The 21,899-nt window shown below is 57.1% G+C and carries 15 protein-coding genes and 1 pseudogene; 9 read left to right on the top strand and 7 right to left on the bottom strand.

Annotated features, from left to right (window positions below):
* Positions 1–30: 30 nt before the first annotated feature.
* From ACXAH0_RS14000 to ACXAH0_RS14010, 3 genes are all read left to right on the top strand, one after another.
* Complete coding sequence (locus tag ACXAH0_RS14000; protein ID WP_475173816.1) at positions 31–849, top strand: sugar phosphate isomerase/epimerase family protein; 819 nt, start codon at positions 31–33, stop codon at positions 847–849.
* Between the two features lie 169 nt (positions 850–1,018).
* Positions 1,019–1,735 (top strand): cytochrome c biogenesis CcdA family protein, encoded by a 717-nt coding sequence (locus tag ACXAH0_RS14005; protein WP_475173814.1) that lies wholly within the window; start codon positions 1,019–1,021, stop codon positions 1,733–1,735.
* A gap of 23 nt (positions 1,736–1,758) precedes the next feature.
* A complete protein-coding gene (locus tag ACXAH0_RS14010; RefSeq protein WP_475173811.1) occupies positions 1,759–2,181 on the top strand; it encodes a thioredoxin family protein in 423 nt (140 codons plus the stop codon).
* A 135-nt stretch (positions 2,182–2,316) separates the two neighbouring features.
* Here ACXAH0_RS14010 and gndA read toward each other — a convergent pair whose 3' ends face one another.
* Complete coding sequence (gndA, locus tag ACXAH0_RS14015; RefSeq protein WP_475173810.1) at positions 2,317–3,741, bottom strand: NADP-dependent phosphogluconate dehydrogenase; 1,425 nt, start codon at positions 3,739–3,741, stop codon at positions 2,317–2,319.
* A 273-nt stretch (positions 3,742–4,014) separates the two neighbouring features.
* On the opposite strand from gndA, the gene ACXAH0_RS14020 reads away from it, so the two are divergent.
* Together ACXAH0_RS14020 and ACXAH0_RS14025 are read left to right on the top strand one after the other, a co-directional pair.
* Positions 4,015–4,995 carry an ABC transporter substrate-binding protein gene (locus ACXAH0_RS14020; protein ID WP_475192216.1) on the top strand — a complete coding sequence of 327 codons (981 nt, stop codon included), beginning with the start codon at positions 4,015–4,017 and terminating at the stop codon, positions 4,993–4,995.
* 91 nt (positions 4,996–5,086) lie between these two features.
* A complete protein-coding gene (locus ACXAH0_RS14025; RefSeq protein WP_475192218.1) occupies positions 5,087–6,817 on the top strand; it encodes an ABC transporter permease in 1,731 nt (576 codons plus the stop codon).
* A 54-nt stretch (positions 6,818–6,871) separates the two neighbouring features.
* Here the strand turns inward: ACXAH0_RS14025 and ACXAH0_RS14030 are convergent, their stop codons facing one another.
* The 4 genes from ACXAH0_RS14030 to ACXAH0_RS14045 form a co-directional block, all read right to left on the bottom strand.
* Positions 6,872–7,918 (bottom strand): ABC transporter ATP-binding protein, encoded by a 1,047-nt coding sequence (locus ACXAH0_RS14030; RefSeq protein WP_475192220.1) that lies wholly within the window; start codon positions 7,916–7,918, stop codon positions 6,872–6,874.
* Between the two features lie 147 nt (positions 7,919–8,065).
* On the bottom strand, positions 8,066–8,446 hold the full coding sequence (locus ACXAH0_RS14035) for a DUF5615 family PIN-like protein (RefSeq protein ID WP_475173800.1): 381 nt from the start codon (positions 8,444–8,446) through the stop codon (positions 8,066–8,068).
* An 11-nt stretch (positions 8,447–8,457) separates the two neighbouring features.
* A complete protein-coding gene (locus ACXAH0_RS14040) occupies positions 8,458–9,051 on the bottom strand; it encodes a DUF433 domain-containing protein (protein WP_475173798.1) in 594 nt (197 codons plus the stop codon).
* 269 nt (positions 9,052–9,320) lie between these two features.
* Positions 9,321–9,626 (bottom strand): hypothetical protein, encoded by a 306-nt coding sequence (locus tag ACXAH0_RS14045; RefSeq protein ID WP_475192222.1) that lies wholly within the window; start codon positions 9,624–9,626, stop codon positions 9,321–9,323.
* Positions 9,627–9,935: 309 nt separating this feature from the next.
* Here ACXAH0_RS14045 and ACXAH0_RS14050 point away from each other — a divergent pair, with 309 nt between their 5' ends.
* Positions 9,936–11,057: an ATP-dependent DNA helicase gene (locus ACXAH0_RS14050; protein ID WP_475192224.1), complete on the top strand. Its 1,122-nt coding sequence runs from the start codon at positions 9,936–9,938 to the stop codon at positions 11,055–11,057.
* Here the strand turns inward: ACXAH0_RS14050 and ACXAH0_RS14055 are convergent.
* Positions 11,041–11,700, bottom strand: a complete 660-nt coding sequence (locus ACXAH0_RS14055) for a TetR/AcrR family transcriptional regulator (RefSeq protein ID WP_475192226.1) — start codon at positions 11,698–11,700, stop codon at positions 11,041–11,043. The two genes, ACXAH0_RS14050 and ACXAH0_RS14055, sit on opposite strands and share 17 nt — an antisense overlap.
* A 418-nt stretch (positions 11,701–12,118) precedes the next feature.
* Here ACXAH0_RS14055 and ACXAH0_RS14060 point away from each other — a divergent pair, with 418 nt between their 5' ends.
* The 3 genes from ACXAH0_RS14060 (at position 12,119) to ACXAH0_RS14070 (ending at position 21,420) form a co-directional block, all read left to right on the top strand.
* Positions 12,119–14,563 carry a Tex family protein gene (locus ACXAH0_RS14060; RefSeq protein ID WP_475192228.1) on the top strand — a complete coding sequence of 815 codons (2,445 nt, stop codon included), beginning with the start codon at positions 12,119–12,121 and terminating at the stop codon, positions 14,561–14,563.
* 645 nt (positions 14,564–15,208) lie between these two features.
* Positions 15,209–18,469, top strand: a complete 3,261-nt coding sequence (locus ACXAH0_RS14065) for a P-loop NTPase (protein ID WP_475192230.1) — start codon at positions 15,209–15,211, stop codon at positions 18,467–18,469.
* Positions 18,470–18,537: 68 nt separating this feature from the next.
* Positions 18,538–21,420 carry a dsDNA nuclease domain-containing protein gene (locus tag ACXAH0_RS14070; protein WP_475192233.1) on the top strand — a complete coding sequence of 961 codons (2,883 nt, stop codon included), beginning with the start codon at positions 18,538–18,540 and terminating at the stop codon, positions 21,418–21,420.
* A gap of 205 nt (positions 21,421–21,625) precedes the next feature.
* On the opposite strand, the pseudogene ACXAH0_RS14075 reads toward ACXAH0_RS14070, so the two are convergent.
* A pseudogene (locus ACXAH0_RS14075) lies at positions 21,626–21,877 on the bottom strand (transposase domain-containing protein); the annotation flags it as partial.
* Positions 21,878–21,899: the final 22 nt, after the last annotated feature.

Here is a 21,899-nt window from a genome sequence, read left to right on the forward strand (position 1 = left end):
GAAACCACTTCTCTTTCCAGCAGGTGTTTCATGCCAGACCTTCCGATCCTTGGTGCCGCCCTCAACCTCAACTCCCTTGAAACACACCGCCAGCTGATGCTGGACAAACCCCGGGACCTGGAGCTGCAGGACTTTGTGCTGGCCGAGATCCTGAACGGAGACTGGCAGTCTCTGGTGCAGCGCGCCAAGATCCTGCTCGACGGCCATGAGGGCCGGGTCGGCATTCATGGCCCTTTCTGGGGCTTCACAATCGACACGATGGATCCGGATGTGCGCGAGATTGTCAAAAAGCGCCTGTTGCAGGGCCTGGCGGTCTGCGAGGCTCTCGGCGGCACGCATATGGTCGTTCACAGCCCCTATTCCACCTGGGACCACAACAATCTGGACAACTACGACAACGCCCGCAGCCGCAAGATCGAACTCTGCCATCTGACCATGGCAGAGGCGGTCAAGCGTGCCGAAGAGATCGGCTGCGAGCTTGTGCTTGAGAATATCGAGGACAAGGACCCTTATGCCCGCGCGGAGCTTGCCGAAAGTTTCGGCTCCCAGGCAGTGAAACTGTCCATTGACACCGGTCACGCCCATTATGCCCATGGCTCAACCGGCGCCCCGCCCGTTGATTATTACGTGAAGGCTGCCGGCAATAACCTACGCCACATTCATCTTCAGGATGCCGACGGCTATGCGGACCGCCACTGGAGTCTGGGCGAAGGCACGATCAACTGGCCATCCGTTTTCAGTGCCCTTGGCAAGCTCGACAGCGATCCGCGCCTGATCGTGGAACTGCGCGACCATGCGGGCCTGCCCGGCTCCATCGCCAGCATGGCGGCCCTTGGGCTGGCGCAATAAGGACAGTAATGGAGGTTGGTATAAGGCTGCAACAGGGCAGCCGCCCACCGTTTTGTGAACAAGCGTTAGCGGACAGATCCGCCTCCTTTGCCTAACTACTGGTTTCAAACGCACCGGCGAACGAACCGGAGCATGTGACTTGATGGCTAGGCACAGGTGAGCAGATCAGATGCTTGAACTTCCCTTGGCGTATCTTGCCGGACTTCTGACACTCATCAATCCATGTGTGCTTCCTGTCCTCCCGATTGTGCTTGCCTCGGCGTTGAATGCGGACCGGCGCGCGCCGATTGCCCTTGCCGCCGGAATGAGCGTCTCTTTCGTGAGTGTTGGCATGCTGGTCTCGACCCTCGGCTATGCCATCGGCCTGACAGAGGACTTCATGGCGCGGGCCGGCGCCGTGCTCATGATCCTGTTCGGCCTGGTTCTGCTTGTTCCCGTCTTCAGGCAGCGCTTTGAAGTGGCCGTTGCCGGTATGGCCGGCTCCGCCGGACAGAAGCTGCAGGAAACCGACACCAATGGCCTGAAAGGGCAATTTGTCGGCGGCGCCCTTCTAGGAGCCGTCTGGTCCCCGTGCATCGGCCCGACCCTTGGCGGCGCCATTGCCCTGGCCGCCCAGGGCGAGCACCTGGCCTATGCGGCGCTGATCATGAGCTTCTTCGCCCTCGGGGTGTCTACCCTGATTATCGGGCTTGGCGTTGGCGCGCGGGAAACCTTGCGCCTGCGGGCGGACCGGTTGCGCGGGCTGGCGGAAAAATCCAAACCCGCCATGGGCCTTGTCTTCATTGTCGTGGGAGGTCTGCTTTTGATGAATGTCCATCACATGATCGACACCTGGGCGCTCAAGGTCCTGCCCGTCTGGCTGCAGGACCTGTCTGTCCGCTACTGATTGTCAACAGGAAAGGAACCGAAATGAACCGCCGCCAATTTCTGCTGTCCACCGCCTCTGCCAGTCTTGCCGCAACGCTCCTGCCGTCTGCTGCGACGGCCGGGACAACAGTCGATTATGCACCGGGCCTTATTGAAAAACAGCTCGCAGCCGGCAAGATAGTCTTTGTCGATTATGCCGCCTCCTGGTGCGGCACGTGCGCCCGCCAGGAACGGGTTATCAACGCCCTGCGCAACGCCAACCCGGCCTATGACCAGGCGATGGTGTTCGTTCGGGTGGATTGGGACACCTATAAGGGCCATATCGTGACCACGTCGCGCAAGATCCCGCGCCGCTCCACCCTGCTGGTTCTGAAAGGCGACGCGGAACTCGGCCGCATTGTCGCCGGAACCGGCGAAGCCCAGATCAAGGCCCTGCTGGACACCGGCCTTGAGGCGAGCAGCTAGAGATCGCGCTGCGCCTCTTCAAAGCTAATCCAGTGACAGGCCCCTCCAGTAAAAGGCGGCTTGCGTCAAGGGGGCCGCACACTACATGGCTGCGCCCCTCCTTTTGTCAAAGGAAGAAGGAGGGGTCGCTTCAGATCAGCCCATTGCCCAGGGGCCGTGATAGCCGCCACCATCCTTGTCGGTGCGCTCAAAGCCATGGGCGCCGAAAAAGTCCCGCTGGCCTTGCAGCATGTTGGCCGTAGACCGGCCCGTGCGCATGATGTCGAAATAGGACAGGGCAGCCGACAGGGCGGGAACCGGCAGGCCATGAAGGGCCGCAGCGGCCACCACCTGGCGCAGGCTGGCTTCGGTCTCTTTCAGTTTGTCCGCAAAGAACGGCGCCAGCATCAAATTGCGCTGCGGATCATCGGCCAGGGCTGCCGACATGTCGTTCAGCATCGCGGAGCGGATGATGCAGCCATTGCGCCAGATCCGGGCGATCTGCGGCAACGGCATGTCCCAGCCATATTGCCTGGCCGCTTCCAGGATCAGGCCGAAGCCTTGCGCATAACAGACGATCTTGCCCGCAACGAGCGCCGCTTCCAGCGCAGCCACACTGATGGCGGAGCGGTCAAGCGCCTGGGGCGCGGCCCCGAAAGCCCCTTCCCCCGCCTTGCGTTCCTCCAACCGGGACGACATGTTGCGCACGGCCACTGCCGCCTCGATCGTGCTGGCAGGCGTGCCCAGCATCAACGCCTCGATGGCCGTCCAGCGGCCCGTGCCCTTTTGCCCGGCCCGGTCCAGAATGATGTCCAGCATCGGCTTGCCCGTCTCCGGGTCCGCCGTTCCGGCCACCTTGCCGGAAATCTCGATCAGGTAGGACTGCAGGATGCCGCCGTTCCAGGTTTCGAACACGGACCCAATCTCGGCCGCAGACAGGCCAAAGCCGTCCCGCATCACTCCATACACTTCGGCGATCATCTGCATGTCGGCATATTCGATGCCGTTGTGAACGGTCTTGACCAGATGGCCTGCCCCCGCTTCGCCCAGATGGGCCGCACAGGGCTCGCTCTCATGCTTGGCCGAAATGGCCTCCAGAATGTGCCCGACCTGATCCCAGGCATCCCTGGCCCCACCGCCCATGATCGACGGGCCGAAACGGGCCCCTTCCTCACCGCCGGACACGCCGATGCCCATGAAACGCGGACCTTTTTCAGCCGCCTCGGCCGCCCGCCGGTTGGTGTCATGGTAATTGGCGTTGCCCGCATCGATGATCAGATCTTCCGGTGCCAGCAGTGGCCGCAGCGCTTCGATCTGGGCATCGACCGCCTCACCGGCCGGAACCATCAGGATCACGGCACGCGGACTCTTGATCGAGGCCACAAAGGCTTCCAGTGTCTTGGACGGCGTCAGCTTTCCGGCCAACGGCCCCGCCTTTTCCATGAACTGGTCGGTCTTTTCCGCCGTTCTGTTATAGACCGCGATCTGAAACCCGTTTTCGGCAATGTTCAGGGCAACATTGCCGCCCATCGTGCCAAGCCCGATCAGGCCGATCTGCGCAACAGCGTCTGGTGAACTCATCGGCGGTGCCTTTCTAAAATCGATTTAGCGTATCGTTGCGTCGTGATAGCCGACCTGCCCCGCTCCGGCAATGCCGGTCGCAAGCGGTTTCGGCCCCTCTCCTGCTGGAAAAGCACTGCCGCCGGCTCAGCTGGCCCTAAAAAGCTGATTGTCACGCTCAAATTTTATTCGCATCTGTCATTTTACGGACCTGCCGAAAAAGACTGTCACATAAGCCTGCTAACCACCGGGACACCCGCTTCTTCCTGCGGATCTGTTCAAAGGATTTGTCTGATGAAAACCATTCTGATCTCTGCCGGCCTTCTGGCCATGGCCTCCGTGTCCGTCCAGGCGGCGGACGTTTCCGGCAAGCTTGTGCTCTACACATCCCAGCCGAACAAGGACGCCCAGGCGACCGTCGACGCCTTCACCGCCAAACATCCTGATGTGGACGTGGAGTGGGTGCGTGATGGCACCACCAAAATGATGGCCAAGCTGCGCGCCGAGTTCGAAGCAGGCGCCCCGAAACCGGACGTTCTCCTGATTGCCGACATGGTCACCATGGAAGGGCTAAAAAAAGAAGGCCGCCTCATGGCCTATGAGGGCGCCGATGTCTCTGCCTATGACCCGGCGATCATGGACAAGGACAAGACCTACTTCTCCACCAAGCTGATCACTACCGGCATTGTCTACAACACCAATGCGCCGATGAAACCGGCCTCCTACAAGGATCTGCTGAATCCGGAGGCCAAGGACAAGCTGGCCATGCCGTCTCCGCTGACCTCCGGCGCTGCGGCAATCCACATGGACACGCTGACCTCCAACCCCGATCTGGGCTGGGCATTTTATGAAGGCCTTGCAGAACAGGGCGCCAACCCGAAAGGCGGCAATGGCGGCACCTACAAGGCCATCGCAGGCGGCGAAAAGCTCTATGGCTTCGTGGTCGATTTCCTGCCGATTCGCGAAAAGCTGAAAGGCGCGCCGGTGGAGTTCGTGTTCCCGGAAGAAGGCGTTTCGGCCGTCACCGAGCCCGTTGCGGTTCTGTCCACCGCCCAGAACCCGGAGGCTGCCAAGGCTTTTGTCGACTTCCTGCTGTCTGAAGACGGCCAGAAACTGGCCTCTTCTCAAGGCTATCTGCCCGCCCATCCGGCCGTTGCAGCTCCCGAAGGCTTCCCGGCCCGCGATGACATCAAGCTGATGGCCTTTGATCCGGAAAAAGCTCTGGAACAGGACAAGGCGAACAAGATGAAATTCACCGAAATCTTCGGCGGCTAACCTTAGCTCCGCAGACGCCAGACGCAGCGCGGGCTCTCCGCGCTGCTTTTTCCTGTCACACCAATCTCGCTGATAGAATCCCAACCCACCCTTGTCTTCGTATCCCTTCCCAGATCTGTCCCGAATTCGGTCTGCGGCCTCCGAACGGCTCACCCTAGGGGCGCTCGTTGTCAGCGCAACGCTTTTGTGCGGCCTGCCGCTGATGCTGCTGTTCAAGACCGGCCTGACAAACGGCGCCGGGCTCGACCTCGGCCCGCTTTGGGAGGCCGCGCAAAGCCGCTCGGTCCAGCGTGCGCTCTGGCACTCCATTGAAAGCAGTCTCCTGTCCGCTCTGGCCGCAACCACACTCGGCACCCTTCTGGCCCTTCTGATCGGCCTTACGGATATACGCGCCAAGGGCCTTCTCGTGTTCCTGATCCTGCTGCCGATGATGATCCCGCCCCATGTGACGGCAATTGCCTGGATTCAGGCACTCGGGCCTGCCAGCCCGGTGCTGCGCTGGCTTGGTGTGGCGCCGGAACTGGGCTCCACCCATCCGCTCTATTCGCGCGGCGGGCTTGTGCTTCTCTTGACCCTGCAAAACAGCCCGCTGGTGTTCCTGGTGGTGCGGGCCGCCCTCCGCTCCTTCCCGAGGGAGCTTTCCGATGCGGCCCGGATTTCCGGCGCCGGGGCGCTGACCATGCTGCGCCGGATCACTCTGCCCCTGCTCGGCCCGTCGCTTCTGGCCGGTTTTGCGCTCGCCTTTGTGGCTGCCCTCGGCAATTTCGGCATCAATGCCCTGATCGGCATTCCCGCCCGCTACACCACCTTGCCCGTGCTGGTCTGGCGCCGACTGTCCAGCTTCGGGCCGGATGTGCTGCCAAATGTGGCGGTGATCTCCGTTCTTCTGTCGGCCGTCGCTTTTGCGGCCATACTGATCCAGGCCCTGTTGCAGCGGCGCCTGCGCGCCAGCCTGATCGGCCTGCCCCAGGCCCCGCTGGCCATTGCCCTGGGACGCAGACGCTCCATTGTCGAAGCTGCCCTATGGGTCTTTGTCGGCTTTATCCTCCTGCTTCCGGCCGCCTCACTGCTGGCGACCGCGCTGGTGACAACCTATGGCCTGCCCCTGTCCCTCAAGACGCTGACACTGGACAATTTCTCCGAAGTGCTGTGGCGCCAGACCGCCACCTTGCGAGCCTTTGCCAATTCCACCCTCATTGCAGGGCTGGCCGCAGTGGTGATTGCCGCCCTCAGCCTGCCGCTCGGCTATTTTCTGTCACACCGCTCCACCGGGCCAAGACGGTGGGCGGGGCTCGCCGTCACCCAGGCGGAAATCGCCTTCGCCGTGCCGGGCCTTGTCCTGTCCATCGCCTACATCCTGGCCTTCATCCGCCCGCTGCCCATCGTCAATGTCTCGCTCTACGGCACCCTCTGGATCATTCTTCTGGCCTATCTGTCCGCTTTCCTTGCGGTCGGCCTGAAACCGGTCGCGGCAGCCTTCCTGCAAATGGACGGATCGCTGGAAGATGCAGCCCGGGTGTCGGGCGCCGGTTTCCTCAGGCGCATGCGCCGGATCTTCGCACCGCTCGCTGCGCCCTCCGCAGCGTCCGGAGCCATTCTCGTCTTTCTGACGGCCTATAACGAGATCACGGTCTCGGCCCTGCTCTGGTCAACGGGCAACGAGACCATCGGCACCACCATCTTCAACTATGAAGATGGCGGCTACACCACACTGGCAGCCGCCATGTCGGCGGTTGTGGTCGCCGCCACGGTTGTCATCATGCTGGCGATGAACGCCCTTTCCCGGAAGGTTCCACCCGGAACGATTCCCTGGAAGGACTGAGACCAGTCACAATTGATGTGGGCCACCTGGCAAGTGGAAAGGGTCCGGCACGTTTCAGTCCGGCAGCACCCAGCCGCGCAGGATGTCGAGCCACAGAATCTCGCCCGGCGCGGCCTTCCGGTGCAGGCTCATCATCAGCGGCTGTTCTAGCCCCTCGATCGTGACAAAGACATCCCAGGCGCCGCCGCGGTAGATGGTACCCACCACCCTGGCCTCAAATCCGGCACGGCCTGCGGCCAGCACCAGATGCTCCGGACGCAGCAGCAACGTGGCCGGTCCCGTGCGCGTTCCTTTGGGGCAGTCCACCTCGACCGGCCGTCCGCCAACCAGAACCCGGGCGCCCGAACCATTCACCTGCTCCACCCTTACAGGCACAAGCGTGCTGCGGCCGATGAACCCGGCGACCTTTCGGGACAGGGGCCGCCGGTACAGCATGTCCGGCTCGTCCACCTGCAGGATTTTGCCATCCCAGAGAACCGCCACCTGATCGGCCAGCGCCATGGCCTCCCGCTGGTCATGGGTAATGAACAAGGTGGTCGCCCCGCTGGTCCTGTGAAAGGCGGCCAGTTCCTCTTCCATGGCACCACGCAGATGCGGATCCAGATTGGCCAGTGGCTCGTCCATCAAAACGGTTTCCGCGCCTTGCGCCAGACATCTGGCCAGCGCCACCCTCTGGCGCTGGCCGCCGGACAGATCCGCCGGCTTGCGCTGCCCGTAAGGCGCCAGCGCCACCGTCTCCAGGCACTCGGCCACCCGGGCGGAGATTTCTGGGCGCGGTTTGCCCGCCGTTTCAAGGGGAAAGCCCACATTGGCCGCAACACTCATATGCGGCCACAGGGCATAGGACTGAAACACAACCCCGGCCCGGCGTGCTTCCGGCGCCACATGCACGCCCTTTCCCGCCACCCGGCGGCCACCCAGCGCAATCTCTCCCGCGTCAACCGGCTCAAGCCCGGCAATGGACCGTAACAAGGTGGACTTGCCGCATCCCGACGGCCCCAGCACGACAAAAAACGTGCCCGTCTCAATAAACAGGGACACGTCATTCAAAGCCAGATGCGAGCCGAAGGATTTGGACACGGAGACAAGGGAAATCGACATGCTTCCCGGTATCTCCCTTATGTGACAGGGACATAACACCAAGCCATCTGACGAAAGGTCATGATCAATTGCGCTTGGTATCGGTGCCTCTACTTGAGATCAAAGCCCTCGGGCTTGCCGCCCTCTTCGAGCCTCCAAGAACTCTTGCTATGCTTTCGGCAGATCGTAGATCACAATCCGCCCCCGCTCATCAATTTCAAGTACTCGATTCACCATGACATCAGCTGGATTTCCCATATTCTTGAGGTGAGCTACGGCAGCGCGAATGAGTTGCTTTGCTGAGTGTCGATCGACACAAGGTAAGATGATCATCCCAGGATGGATTTCAGCCCTGGCAGCCAACGCTCGGAAATCACGCGCGTTTTCCGTGACAATCAAAAGGTCTTCGTCAATGCACCTCTCGAGAACTTGGTGATCAGGAGCACCAAGCCCGCCCATGTTGCGAGGATGGACAATGTAGTGCCCATCCTCCTCCATCAATTCATTTGCAGTTTGAGGCGACAGGCACTCATCAAGAAAGATCTTCAAGTCCTAAAGCCTTAAGCGTTACGCCATGGCTTACCAGACTCGGGTCTTCCCCGGGGAGGATGTGTTCTCGCATAGATTTCCGCCGCTTCGAACGCTTCCCGAGGAATTTCAGGATAGTCTTCGGTCAGTTCATCGAGAGTTTCGCCACCTGACACGCGTCCAAGAACCGACCTACAAGTAATCCGGGTCCCCGTGATAACGGGCTCCCCGCCGAAGATTTCTGGATCTGACGAAAGATGTTTCTCGCGCGCGCGAAGGTAGCGAAGAGCTTTAATCCACTCTGTGCCTGCGACATCATTGAGTGTCAAATAAAGTCCGGCTGAGAGATGCACAACTCCGAGATCCTCGTCGTGACTGTGCTTAAGGAACTTCCAAATACGCTTCTTCGCAGATGTTTCCATTCGAATTCCACGAATTCTCGTCAATGTAGCAGCATACGCCACTGCATGAACTGGGACATGCGCAGCTTCATTGCGACGAAGCCGAAGCCTCATCTTGGTTTTTGGAACGATACCTTCTTCGGCAGCTTTTTCGATGCGCCTTACTGAGACGCCTGCGAGAAACGCAGCTTCATTCACAGTGAGAGCTTCACTTGCGATAGCCATGATAATCTTCCCCTATGAGGGAAAGATAAGATCTAGCCTCAAAAAAGTCAATGAAGCGAGCTTCCCCTCCATCGAGGCCCGTAGGCTTCGATTAAATTTTCTCGACATACTTACGATTAAGGTCAAGTATTTAAGATGATTTTATTCATAAAAAACAGAGCCCTACCGCAAAATCTGAGATAGGGTTGGCTCTCTTCGCGTCCCACCACACGGAATGTGTCCCTGCAGACGGGGTCCCCTGCTCTTGACTCCGCCACCGGGGCGGAACCTTATTTCAGCCGAAGGATCTTCGCGCCAAGGCTGCGGGCATAGTCTTCCTGGCTGATCACCACCAGATTGGTCTCGCGCACATCCGTCTGTTTCAGCTCCAGCGGGGTCTTGCCATCCGGATTGACAATCACCTTTCGAGTGGGCGGCAGGCCCCGGAACACCAGAACACCGGCTTCCTTGGTCACAATCGCCCCATAGGGTTCATCATGGACAATACGGGTGGTGCCGCTCTCGGCCAGAGCCGCCGAGCCAAGACAGGAGACCAGACCGCCGGCAACCAGCGCAGATTTCAAAACGGTTTTCATGACGCACTCTCAATTAAGTCTTTATTTACCGTGAATCGTAACCTTTCCTTAAGATTTGCACCAGCTTTTCCGCCATTTTCACCAGAAAAAGACCCCAAAGACAAAGATCAGCGTTAACATTTGTCTTGAAATGAAACACCTTGACCAGCCCCGCAGCGAAACCGGCAGATGGGATCCGGTTGTCTTTTCTTCAGACAGATTGAACAAGCCAGATCCGGCCAGATCCAACCCAAACCGAACGGGCGGGGCTTGGCGCGGCCGGGCAAATCAGGGTAAGCAACCAGGTCCGCAATTCGCAGGAGCGTTCCGGTGGCCTGGTCCCCTCAACAAGATGACGCCTTGAAAGAAGCCGCCGCATGGCTGAAGCGGGGTGACCGTCAGGTCTTCCGCCTGTTCGGCTATGCCGGCACCGGCAAGACAACCCTCGCCCGCCATCTGGCCGGGGATATCGACGGTGATGTCTGTTTCGGCGCCTTCACCGGCAAGGCCGCCCATGTGCTGCGCCAGAAGGGCTGCGAGGATGCGGGCACCATCCATTCCCTGATCTACCGCCCCCGCTCTGCCAAGGAAGAAGAAGAGGTGGACGATGACGAGGATGATACCGTACCGCAATTTGCCATCAAGCGGGACAGCGCGGCGGCGACCGCCAAGCTGATCGTGATCGATGAATGCTCCATGGTGGATGAGGATCTGGGCAAGGATCTTTTGTCCTTTGGCACACCGGTCCTTGTGCTGGGCGATCCGGCCCAGCTGCCACCGGTCAAGGGCGGCGGTTATTTCACCGAGGCCGAGCCGGATGTGATGCTGACCGAAGTTCACCGCCAGGCCCAGGACAACCCGATTGTGCGCATGTCCATGACCATCCGCGACGGCGGCCAGCTCGACTATGGGGACTACGGCGAAAGCAAGGTGATCCACCGTCGCCAGATCGACAAGGACCAGATCCTGTCGAGCGATCAGGTGCTTGTGGGCACCAACAAGACACGGCGTCTCTATAATGGCCGCATCCGGGAATTGAAGGGGCTTTCAACGCCCATGCCGGCGGTCGGCGACAAGCTGGTGTGCCTGCGCAACGACAAAACCAAGGGACTGTTGAACGGCGGACTGTGGACGGTCAAGCGCCTGCGCCAGCCGCGCGGCAACACGTTGAGATTTGACGTTGTCTCTGAAGAGGAAGTTGCAGGCACGACGGTCAAGGTCAAGGTTCTGCCCGCCATGTTTGAGGATGGCGCGGAGAGCATCCCTTACGCTATCCGGCGCAAGGCGGACGAGTTTGACTATGGCTACGCCCTGACCGTGCACAAGGCCCAGGGCTCCCAGTGGGACGATTTGGTGTTGTTTGATGAAAGCTGGGCGTTCCGCGAACATAAGAGCCGCTGGCTCTATACGGCGGTGACCCGCGCGGCCGAACGCATCACCGTGGTGAGGTAGCCACAGTCAGCCGGACATTGCCGCCGCCGCCAAAGGTCTGGCTCTGATCGCTGAGAGGCAGGGATTGCAGGCCGGTCTCGATAAAGGTCGTCAGCTCTTCGCGCGCCACTCCGCTGCGGCCCAGCACGGCGAGCGCCGAAAACTGACCGCCAAGAAAAATTACCGCTCGGTGAATATCCGCATCCGCTGTGATTTCGGCCCTAGCAAGCGCTTTCGTCAGCCGTTCGCGGATGCCCTCATTGCGCCTGTCCCGCAGTCCCTTGACCACTTCCTGATGGCTCACCGGTCCGTAGGTGCTGTCCACCATGGCGTTGACCAGAAAACAGCCTGCGGGTGTCTTGTTATTCAGGACGAGGTCGGCCACCGCATGCAGCGCTTCGCGGAAGTCTTCAAGCACATGCTGGCGTGCTTCCAACATCCGGGAAAAGATCGGCACCCCATAGGTGTCGAAATAGTGAACCAGAGCCTTTTCGAAAATGGCTTCCTTATCGCCAAAAGCGGCGTAAAGACCGGGTTTTGCCATGCCTGAGGCTTCGGAAAGGTCGGTCATGGAAGTGCCCGAAAATCCGTTCTGCCAGAACGCAATCGTGATGGCGTTCAGGGCCTCGTTGAGGTCCGTTTTTCTCGGCCGTCCGCGTGGCATTCACTCTACTCCTAAGTCACACCCCACACCAGGAACCGGACAAACCCCAATTGCCCCGAATCCTGACACCGCCGATTTGGATACGTACCAGCAAGGTCAATTCGATCATCACAAATTGGCAGACCAATGACCAGGTTGCGGCGCGCAGCATACGCAGCTTGACGCGGTGCATTCAAGATACCTGGGCAAACTATTTCGAAAGCCGGTTCAATTCCGTCATCGGGACAGCGGGCACTTTGCGGCAGGGTGTGCTGGTCTTAAGCCAGTTAAGCACCTCGATTCCCGCAGCTGGAGGAGAGAGCAGCTCCCGCTTCAGGCCAAATTGCCGGTGGACGGCCCCACACGGTCTCTTTTCCGCCGGATTGAGGCGGAATATCTTCGGCCGCCTGACTTGATCCATTTGAAAGCCGCATTCCACATGACCAGCCTCTCCTCTTCCGACACGGCCCCGGCCCACCCGAAAGGCGCGCTTGCCGCCGAAACGGCCTTGCGCATCGCGCACCGGATCGCAGACGAGGTCGGCTGCAAGGCCGGTCAGGTGAACGCGGCAGTCCAGCTTCTGGATGAGGGCTCCACCGTGCCGTTCATTGCCCGCTACCGGAAGGAAGCAACCGGCGGCCTGGACGACAGCCAGCTGCGCAAGCTGGAAGAGCGGCTGATTTATCTGCGCGAACTGGAAGACCGGCGCGTCGCCATTACCCGATCCATCGAGGAACAGGGCAAGCTGACAGAGGCGTTGAGCGGCTCCATCGCAGCGGCTGAAACCAAATCCCAGCTGGAAGACATTTATCTGCCGTTCAAGAAGAAGCGGCGCACCAAGGCCCAGATCGCCAAAGAGGCCGGGCTGGAACCGCTGGCCGATCTGCTGCTGGCCGACCCGGGCAAATCCCCCGACGCCGAGGCGGCGGTTTTCCTTGATGACAGCAAGGGTATTGCCGACACCAAGGCGGCTCTCGACGGGGCCCGCCAGATCCTGATGGAACGGTTTTCGGAAAATGCCGGACTGGTTGGCCGCCTGCGCCGCCATGTGGAAGAGCGCGGCGTGGTCCAGTCCAAGCTTATTGACGGCATGGCGGACAAGGGCGCGAAATTCGCCGACTATTTCGACTACCACGAGCAATGGTCGAAGATCCCCAGCCACCGGGCCCTGGCGCTTTTCCGGGGCCGCAACGAAGGCATCCTGTCGGTCGACCTGACCGTGGACGCAGACGATGCGTCTCCGGTCCTGCCGGCCGTAAGGATGGTTGCCGACACCTATGGCATTGCCGATCAGGGACGCCCGGCGGACAAGTGGCTGATGGATGTCGCCCGGTTCGCCTGGAAGGTGAAACTGGCCCTTCACCTGGAACTCGACCTGATGGGTGTTCTGCGCGACAAGGCCGAGGAAGAGGCCATTCAGGTCTTTGCCCGGAACCTGAAGGACCTGCTGTTGGCCGCCCCGGCAGGCGCCCGGTCCACCCTTGGCCTCGATCCCGGCATCCGCACGGGTGTGAAGGTGGCCGTGGTGGATGACACTGGCAAGCTGGTCGACACTGCCACCATCTATCCTTTCCAGCCGCGCAACGACCTGTCCGGCTCCCGCGCCACCCTGCTGGCGCTGATTGCCAAACACAAGGTTGGGCTGATCGCGATTGGCAACGGCACCGCCAGCCGGGAAACGGACAAACTGGCTGGAGATGTGCTGGCTGACATTCCCTCAGCCCAGCGGCCGGTGAAGGTGATTGTCAACGAGGCGGGCGCGTCCGTTTATTCCGCCTCCGAGCTTGCGGCAAAAGAAATGCCCGATATCGACGTCTCCTTGCGCGGAGCTGCCTCCATTGCCCGCCGCCTGCAGGACCCGCTTGCCGAACTGGTCAAGATCGAACCGAAATCCATCGGTGTCGGCCAGTATCAGCATGACGTCAACCAGACCAAACTGGCCCGCGCGCTCGACGCTGTTGTGGAAGATGCGGTGAATGCCGTGGGTGTCGATCTCAACACGGCCTCTCCGGCGCTCCTATCCCGGATTTCCGGCCTTTCGGACAGCCTGGCCAAGGCTGTTGTCGAGCACCGGGACACCATTGGCCGTTTTGAAAAACGCTCCCAGCTGAAAGACGTGCCGCGGCTTGGCGCCAAGGCGTTTGAGCTTTGCGCCGGGTTCCTGCGCATTGCCGACGGCTCTGAGCCATTGGACGCCTCCTCGGTTCACCCGGAGGCCTATCCGCTGGCCAAACGCATCGTGAAAGCCTGTGGCCGGGACGTGCGCCAGCTGATGGGCGATGCTTCGGTGCTGCAAGGGCTCGATCCGAAAGAGTTTACGGACGAGACCTTCGGCCTTCCCACCGTGCGCGACATTCTGTCCGAGCTTGAAAAGCCGGGCCGCGATCCGCGTCCGGAATTCAAGACCGCCGCCCTTCAGGACGGGGTGGAGGAAATCTCGGATCTGAAGCCGGGTATGAAACTGGAAGGCACGGTGACCAATGTCACCAATTTCGGCGCCTTTGTCGATGTGGGCGTTCATCAGGACGGCCTTGTCCATGTCTCTCAGCTGGCCGACCGGTTCGTGGACGACCCGCACCAGGTGGTCAAGGCGGGCGATATCGTCAAGGTGACGATCCTGGAGGTGGATGTGCCGCGCAAGCGGATCTCCATGACCATGAAGTCCCAGGCCGATTACCAGGGCCAGCGGGAGCGGTCCGGCAGCGACCGGTCCGGCCCGGGCGGGCGTGCTCAGAACCAGCGCACCCCCGGCGGCCATGCACCCCGTGGCAAAGGTCCGCGCGGCGGTGGCAAAGGCGGCGCCCCCAAGGGGGGAGACAGCGGCAGCGGAAACAATGCCATGGCCGCCGCTCTGGCCGCCGCCATGAACAAGAAACGGACCTGAGCGAAATACCACCCTCGACACATAAACCCCTCCAATAGGGTCTTATGTGCTCAGGCTGGTCAAAACCGCCCGCTTCGCGCCCGCAATTGGGTCCTTCACCGGCGCTTGTCCTGCAGACCGCCCCTCGTTGCACGGCAAGCAAAAACCTAAAAGGGCGGAAAGTGGACTTTCGCTGCGGTCCAAACGAAGGACCGAAAAGGGGCCGGGAAGAGACTGGCGGGTTTTGTCTCAGCTATTGGGAAAGCGGACAGTCTTGTTCCGCTCGCATGCAGTTGCTTCCGGCCCCAACCCGCCGTACGGGCGAAATAGTTCTGGTGACCGCTCTCGGCCCGAAGCCGTCATTCACCTGCTGATGTGATGCTGCGGTGCAGCCCGTCAAGGCAGCCATTCGTTGCATTTGCGAAGACGGGTGGCCGCCAGACGCCGACAATGCAGACAAAGCTGTCCTTACTGGTCAACCTACCCACTAACCGAAAATGTAAACCGGTGTTTGATTAGACGGTTGCCGATTTTTGTGTCGACAGAGCGACCAGCAAGTAGCAAGCGTAGTCAGTTGCACCGCGTCTCCACCGCTCGCTTATTGCCAAGGTTCAGAATAACGTCCATCATTTGAAGCGAGTAGTAATTCAAAGGCCGGAGTGCCCGTTGAAACGATTTGACGATCAGATTTTACGATCGAATGACATCGGCGATGCATTTCAGCAGTTTGTGATAGAGGCTTTACGAACTGAACACTTTCACAAGTTAGTTGGACAACGCCACATCCGCGGTTTTCTTACTCGTGGCAGAGATGGTGCTATTGACCACTTAGCCGTAGAAAAGGACAGTTCTTCCACAAACTATATCGTCATTGAATGCAAACATTTTGGTCGCGAACGATCAGGAAATCCCGCCTCCGACTGGAGAGAAGTCGCTCGAACTTTGGAAAAGAGCCTTAAACAAGGCGCGCAGGCACCAACCAAGACTCGACCAGTTTCTCACCGACCATGGTTCAACAAGCAACAGCCAATCATTGGATATTGGTTTTGTACGAGCGGCATAATGACTCCAGGTGCAGAGGAAGCGCTACGGACGGAGATTGGAGATTTTTTCTGTAGGATTTCTGAAACCTCGTTATACCTGTCGCATTTGAAAAATGTTGAAGTCGACGTCGTGAGTTGGGGGCAGTTCAGCAATGCAGTAGACAGCTCTCCTCCGCTCAATTTTCGTTGGTTCACCCAATTTCCACGGGGCATATCTCCATTAAAAGGAGGCGTCAGGACCGACTCATTCCGAAGCTTTCTTAATGACGGAGGCCTGCCTTTCTATTCGCGCAGCGAATTTAATTCAGAACTCAAGATCACTAATGTTCCGGACGAAAAAGAGTTGATCGAGGAGTTACTGTCTCCTACGGGTCCGCAAGCATTGCTAATTTCCGGGCCGGGAGGTGTTGGGAAAACTCGACTAATGGTGCAACTGGCGAAGTTTGCACAGGAAGACGAATGGTTAGTACTACAAATCGATAGACGATGTAGACAAAAAGCAATTGAGCAAATTGCGTCTACATATCAGGAGTCCGCGCGAGTTCTCCTGTTAATCGACTACGCTGAAGTATGTGAAGACCTGTCCGAAATTGTCGACGAGGTAACTTATGTGAACGAAAGAGGGGGGCATGAATTCAGAATTATTACTACTTGCCGAACAAGCGCGACTTTAAATGTAGAACACTCCTTTCGTGAATTACCCCTCGAAAAAATCTCTTTCGATCAGAGTTACGGTAGAGCTTATTCAAAGTGGGTATCACGAAAAATCATAATAGATTCCGGTCTTCCAGAAAACAAAATAGTCAGCGAACTTGGATCTGGCTTGCCAGTTCTTTCAGCATTTGCTGTTTATCTTTTTCAAAAGTACTCTGATATTTTTAGTGAACAATTTACCGAGATTGGTACGATTGGCGAGTTCGCGGATTGGAGCGAGCATAGGCTAGCAATAAGTCTTTCATCGAACGAACTGCTCGGCGGAGAAACAGCCCGAAAGCTAGCCGAAATCTCAGCCATATTGCCTAGTGATAAACAAACATATCTTTCGATCCGAGATAGAGATGATTTTTCGAGACGACTCTTTGACGTATTAATTCATGATCGATGGATTGAGTCTACGAGTGAGGGGCTTTGCTTCGCTCACGACATTTTCGCTGATACGTTGATAGCTAGGTACGTATTCGAAAACGAAATTACTGCCACAGACAGGCTAGGTGACGTCATTGCCGGAGCTCTCCGCAACGCAGACGTCCAGACAGTAATTGGTTCTATTGATAGACTGGCTTCACATGACAGATTTGGTGAGATTGACGGCTACGCAGTCCTATCAAGATTACTGTCTGGCGCTTTGTACTGCAAAGTGCGCACCGATAAATCTTCTATTCTTTTTTCGAAATTAATAAACAGCTTAGATGCTGCGCAATTAATTAGCGACTCTAAGATTTTTGCAGAGGATTTACAAAAAGACCGTGAGTCTGATATCGCAATTGCAAAAATCGCACATGATATTTCCACTAATGAAAGCAGAGAAAACAAACAAAAATTTATGGGAACCTTAATTCCCATTCTAGATGAGAGTGTTAAATCCGACCGCAGGTCCAATATCGTGCTTCATTCTGCACTGGAATACGACCCGGAACGGTACTGGACATATGCACAAAAGTGGATTCAGAGAAATCCAACGTTCGCCCAAACACGGTTCCTCTATTCAGTAATCCTAAGCAACCTTTCTGACTTGCCACCACAAAAAGCAGTTGAACAGCTTATTTGGTTTGTTCCGTTTCTTAAATCTTGGATTAGCAAATTCGGGGAAGCGCACTTCGCACGTTTCGTTTTTGAGCCGTGGCTCAAACTGATCAATAAAGTTGACGAAGCCTCGAGTATAAAAATTATAGAATACTTAGAGCCAAAGCTACATAAATGGGTCAAAAAACACAATGATGCCGACTACTGCCGTTTCGTGCTTCAGCCTTGGTTAGATGCTCTTTCTCATCTTCAAGAAAACGAAAAAAGCAACAAGGTTGGCGCGTTATATCACTATGTAAAGCGTTGGGTTAACAAAAACGGAAATGAAGAATTTGCTGATTTCGTATTTCGTTCATGGGTAGCGGCAGGCGGTAATATTATCGAGCTCGAAGAGCAAATATTAAAATGGGTTCAAATTTATAAAGAAAAGGAAGACATCGACTTCCTGATATCTACCTGTGTGAAAGCTAACATCGATTTTTTTAAAGTGCGAGATGCAGCCTTGCTTTGGCTTTCCAAAAACACAAGAAACGAAACAGCAGAATTTTTACTACAAGCAATTGTACGAGACACCCAACTTCCAACAAATTCTATTATTGATGTCTTGGATTGGGCAGATAATTTTCCAAAAAATCGAAACGCACCACTACGTCTAAGAAGCCTCTTTTCGAGTTGCAGACATCAGCTTTCGGGGCACCAAAATCCCCAACTCCAAGAAAGGAGCATCCACGTCGCCGTCAAAGTACTAGATCAAATAGAAGCGGAAAATTTGAGTGATGTTTGGGTTCGGAGCGCAGCTCTCGCACTATTGGACACGGTTTGCTTTAAAAGAAAATTTGTTCCTACAGCAAAGAAGAACATCGCGAGAGTCCATATAAAGCTATTCAGAAATAAATACATTTACGCTACTGATTCGCACTCGAATTCGGTGAAGAATTCACACACACCGGTCCAAGTGTGGCATCTGGTAGAACTTTTGGAAGGCGGAGAAATTGACGCAAACGAAGATGCCGCATCCATCGACAAATTTATTGAATGGCTAAGCCAAAATCCGCTTGATCCGAAATTCCGAGCTTCGATAGTGCGCTTGCAACAAGCACTCCCTAACGTTTCAGTGCTGGATCGTCTAGCAGGCTGTTGAAAAAGGGCTCGTTTCGAACGCCTTGCCGTGATTCATTGTTCCCGAAGATGATTTTTGGAAGGTGATGGATGCGTGGCGGAGACGAGCAGACGGGCGAGCTTTTCAGCTATGTCGATCTTGAGGATAAGCGAGGAATGATGGCAAATAGCGGTGAAGAATGCCAGCTCGGTGAACCCTTGCATCCTCGTCAAGTGCAACGCATTACCGCGCTTCACGATGGCTTCCTATATCAACACCTATATGCCGCAGCTTGCATACTATCGGTGGGCCGCCAAGACCTCACCTCAATTGTGATCGAACGGGACGAAGACATTGAGTTCGTCGGCGACGGAAAGCGCGTTTACATTCAAGTTAAGACCCGCAATCGCCCGCTTCAACCAGCCGACATCTCAGGATCAATCGAGCAATTTAAGGCAATCCGCAAATTACATGAGAGGGGAACGCGCTCGGGCTCAGCGCGGCTAATGATTGTCACGAACACGGGGATTGGTCCCGCGCTCGCGAAGGCTTCAACATCGCCTGACTGGCCAAAGGACATATTGATCGCGGCGCCCGAAGTCGTGGTGGGGGACTTTCCGCCAGCCTTCGCTGACATCGACGAGATATTCGGGTGGTGCGTCGAGAAGGCGAGAAACATTCCTTTTGGCACGCTAGCTCCCGAAACTCTAGTCTGGAAGCTTGCCGCTAGGGTGCAGCATGCGGCGGCCGGTGGGCAGAACCGGACTTTCAGGGCCTCGGAGATGAAGGACCTGTTCGAGCAGTTGCTTATCCAATTGCAATATCTGCCCGACCCTCCACCAAACTATAGGCCACAGATTGAAGAGCCCCTGCTTGTTTCGGATGACAGAGTCCGCATGGTTGTCGGTTTCTCGGGGGCAGGAAAGACGGCTTGGGCGTCGCAGGCAGTTCAGCATTCGCCCGAGCCAGTTGCCTACATTGATGTCGCCGAAATGCCCGCGGCTGCTGTCGCGGCTAACGTTGCCCGTGAGTTAGCAGCACGCTTCCTGGGAAGTGGCGTTGCGGCTCTCGGCGGGGCTTCCCTCGCAGAACAGTCCGGCCTTAACCTGCTCAGGCTTTGCGCCAGGCGTTTGGCGGACGACGACATATCAGTCCAAGTCATCATCGACAACGCCCACAGACTTCAAGCCGCAGCACTGCGCTCACTTTTCGATGCAGCCCCTAGACTCCGTTTTCTTGTCCTCGCGCAGCCATGGGACGGAGTCACCGAAATTGAGTCCGTATACTCGATCGAAGCAGAGCGTCTGTGTGGCTGGCCGACTGATGAGATTGCAGCGGAGTTTAAGGACGCCGGCACACCTATCTCAATCGAGAATGCCATTCGCGTGCGAGGGCTCACTGGGGGGCTCCCGCTATATGTTCAAAATGCCGCCTCGATTGCCGCTCACGAATTCGCCGCAGATGTATTGGCGTTCTGCGAAGCTATCGAAAAGCGAACCAACGACAGGGAAACAGCGCAAGAAATAATCCTGCGAGCGACATTCGAAAGCATGGACGATGTTACGCGGACGATTAGCGGGTATCTTAGCTTTCTGGAGATTCCAATCACTAGGGACGAGCTTTTCGCGATGCTGGGCGAGAGTGGTCTGAAGGATCAAGCAATCGCCTCTTCTCTGAGAAAACTGCGGCGATCATCACTTCTTATAGGATTTCAGGGAAGCCGTGTCGCGCTCCACGACGCCGTACGACCGCTTGCAATGGACGCACGTGATCAACTTGAGGAGGGTCAGGTCACCGTTGCGCTAACCATGCTATCGCTTGTCTTGATCGAAACTCTTCGAAGGAAAAGGGATGTTCCACGCCTCGGTTTCTTAATGAAGTTATTGCCGAAAGTGGGAATGACAGATGTTCTGGTCGAGATGGCCGGATACGAGATGTTTCATGAGCAGGGTGACCCGCGATCTCTTCGTCAAGAGCTTGAAATCGCGGCTGACGACCCAGAAGCGAGCGCGTCTGATCGGTTCTGGGCAAATGATGCGTTGGCTTATTGGGACAGCCGCGATGGTGGGAATGTAGATTACCGGCAAATTGTCCTGATGAAATCACTGGTAGAGGAAGGCCAATTGGGCCCCCGTGAACAACTGAATGTGGCATTTAAGGAGATGATACACTGGAGTGAAGTACAGGATCGGTCTCGTCTCGACACTGTGTTCGAAGCCTCCTGTAAGCTTCCGATTGATGCCGAAGCACGTCGCCTTTTGCGTTATAATTACGCAGTGGCGCTTGATCGTATGAAAGCTTTTGCCGAGGCCAGACAGATTGCTGACGGGCTTATCGATGAGTATTACGAAGTCATCGGCATAAGAGAGGCTGATGTCTTCGGCAAGAGCAATGCCGCGTTGCGTTCGACTCTCGATGAAGAGGTTGATCGGCAGAATCTCAAGCGATTGGCCGACAGCCTGGCGTTATGGTCTCATATAGTCGTAGCGCAACATGAACCTCCCTATTTCCGGCGCATTGCGGCAATGAAGTTCTATGGTCTCGCCCAGGCGGCGCGTTCGGTTGTTCAGACCGGTCTCGAGATTGTTGATGACCAACTCGTTATAATGGCCGACCCGGCTGCAGCTCGTATAACTATGGAGCAGCACGTCCTTCCTGTGCTTGAGGAAAGCCAGCTTACAAACATGATCCTTCCGGTCAGAAGCATGTACGCAATTGTGCTGGCCTGGAACGGCGAGCACGACGAGGCGCGGCAGGAACTGTCCGCCTTAGCTCGCTACGACTACGAAGCCGCAGGTACTGCAATGCTCGAAGAGCGGTGTCGTTTTGTCGACAGCATCATTGCGAAGCGGGTATGGCTACAGAGGAGTGTGCCGCCGACACCAATTCCGCCGGCGGTTGTTGGTCTCCTGCCAAAACGGAAAATTGGTCGCAACGAGCCCTGTTCTTGCGGTTCGGGCCTCAAATACAAGAAGTGCTGCGGCCGACTGTAAACCCACGAATAAGAGCCGCTAGAAATGACCCGCAGATTTACGCATCCGGCCGAGGCAGATTGATAATTGGAACCGTTCAATATTTCCTGCGGTTTAGGCGCCGCAGAAAAAGCCTCGCCGTGACCAGGTTTATTTGAAGCCTGAATGTCGCGTCTTCTTCGTGTCCGCCCGGTGAAGCCGGTCTTCATGGCGGCGCCGCGCTCTGTTACGCTGCTTTTGCAGCGTAACACCAAGGCATGAGTTCGTTGATGCGATTGATCTTGTGGTCGGCGATTTGTGTCAGAACCCAGGTCAGCCAGGCTTGCGGGTCGATGCCGTTGAGTTTGGCCGTTTCGATCAGGGTATAGGCGATAGCCGCGGATTTGCCGCCGCCTTCTGAACCCATGAAGAGGTAGTTTTTTCGTCCAAGGGCAATCGGTTTCATTGCCCGCTCCGCGCAATTGTTGTCCAGTTCCAAGGTGTCCGTCCGGTGAAGCCGG

This window comes from Roseibium sp. AWQ4_290, assembly GCF_056160985.1.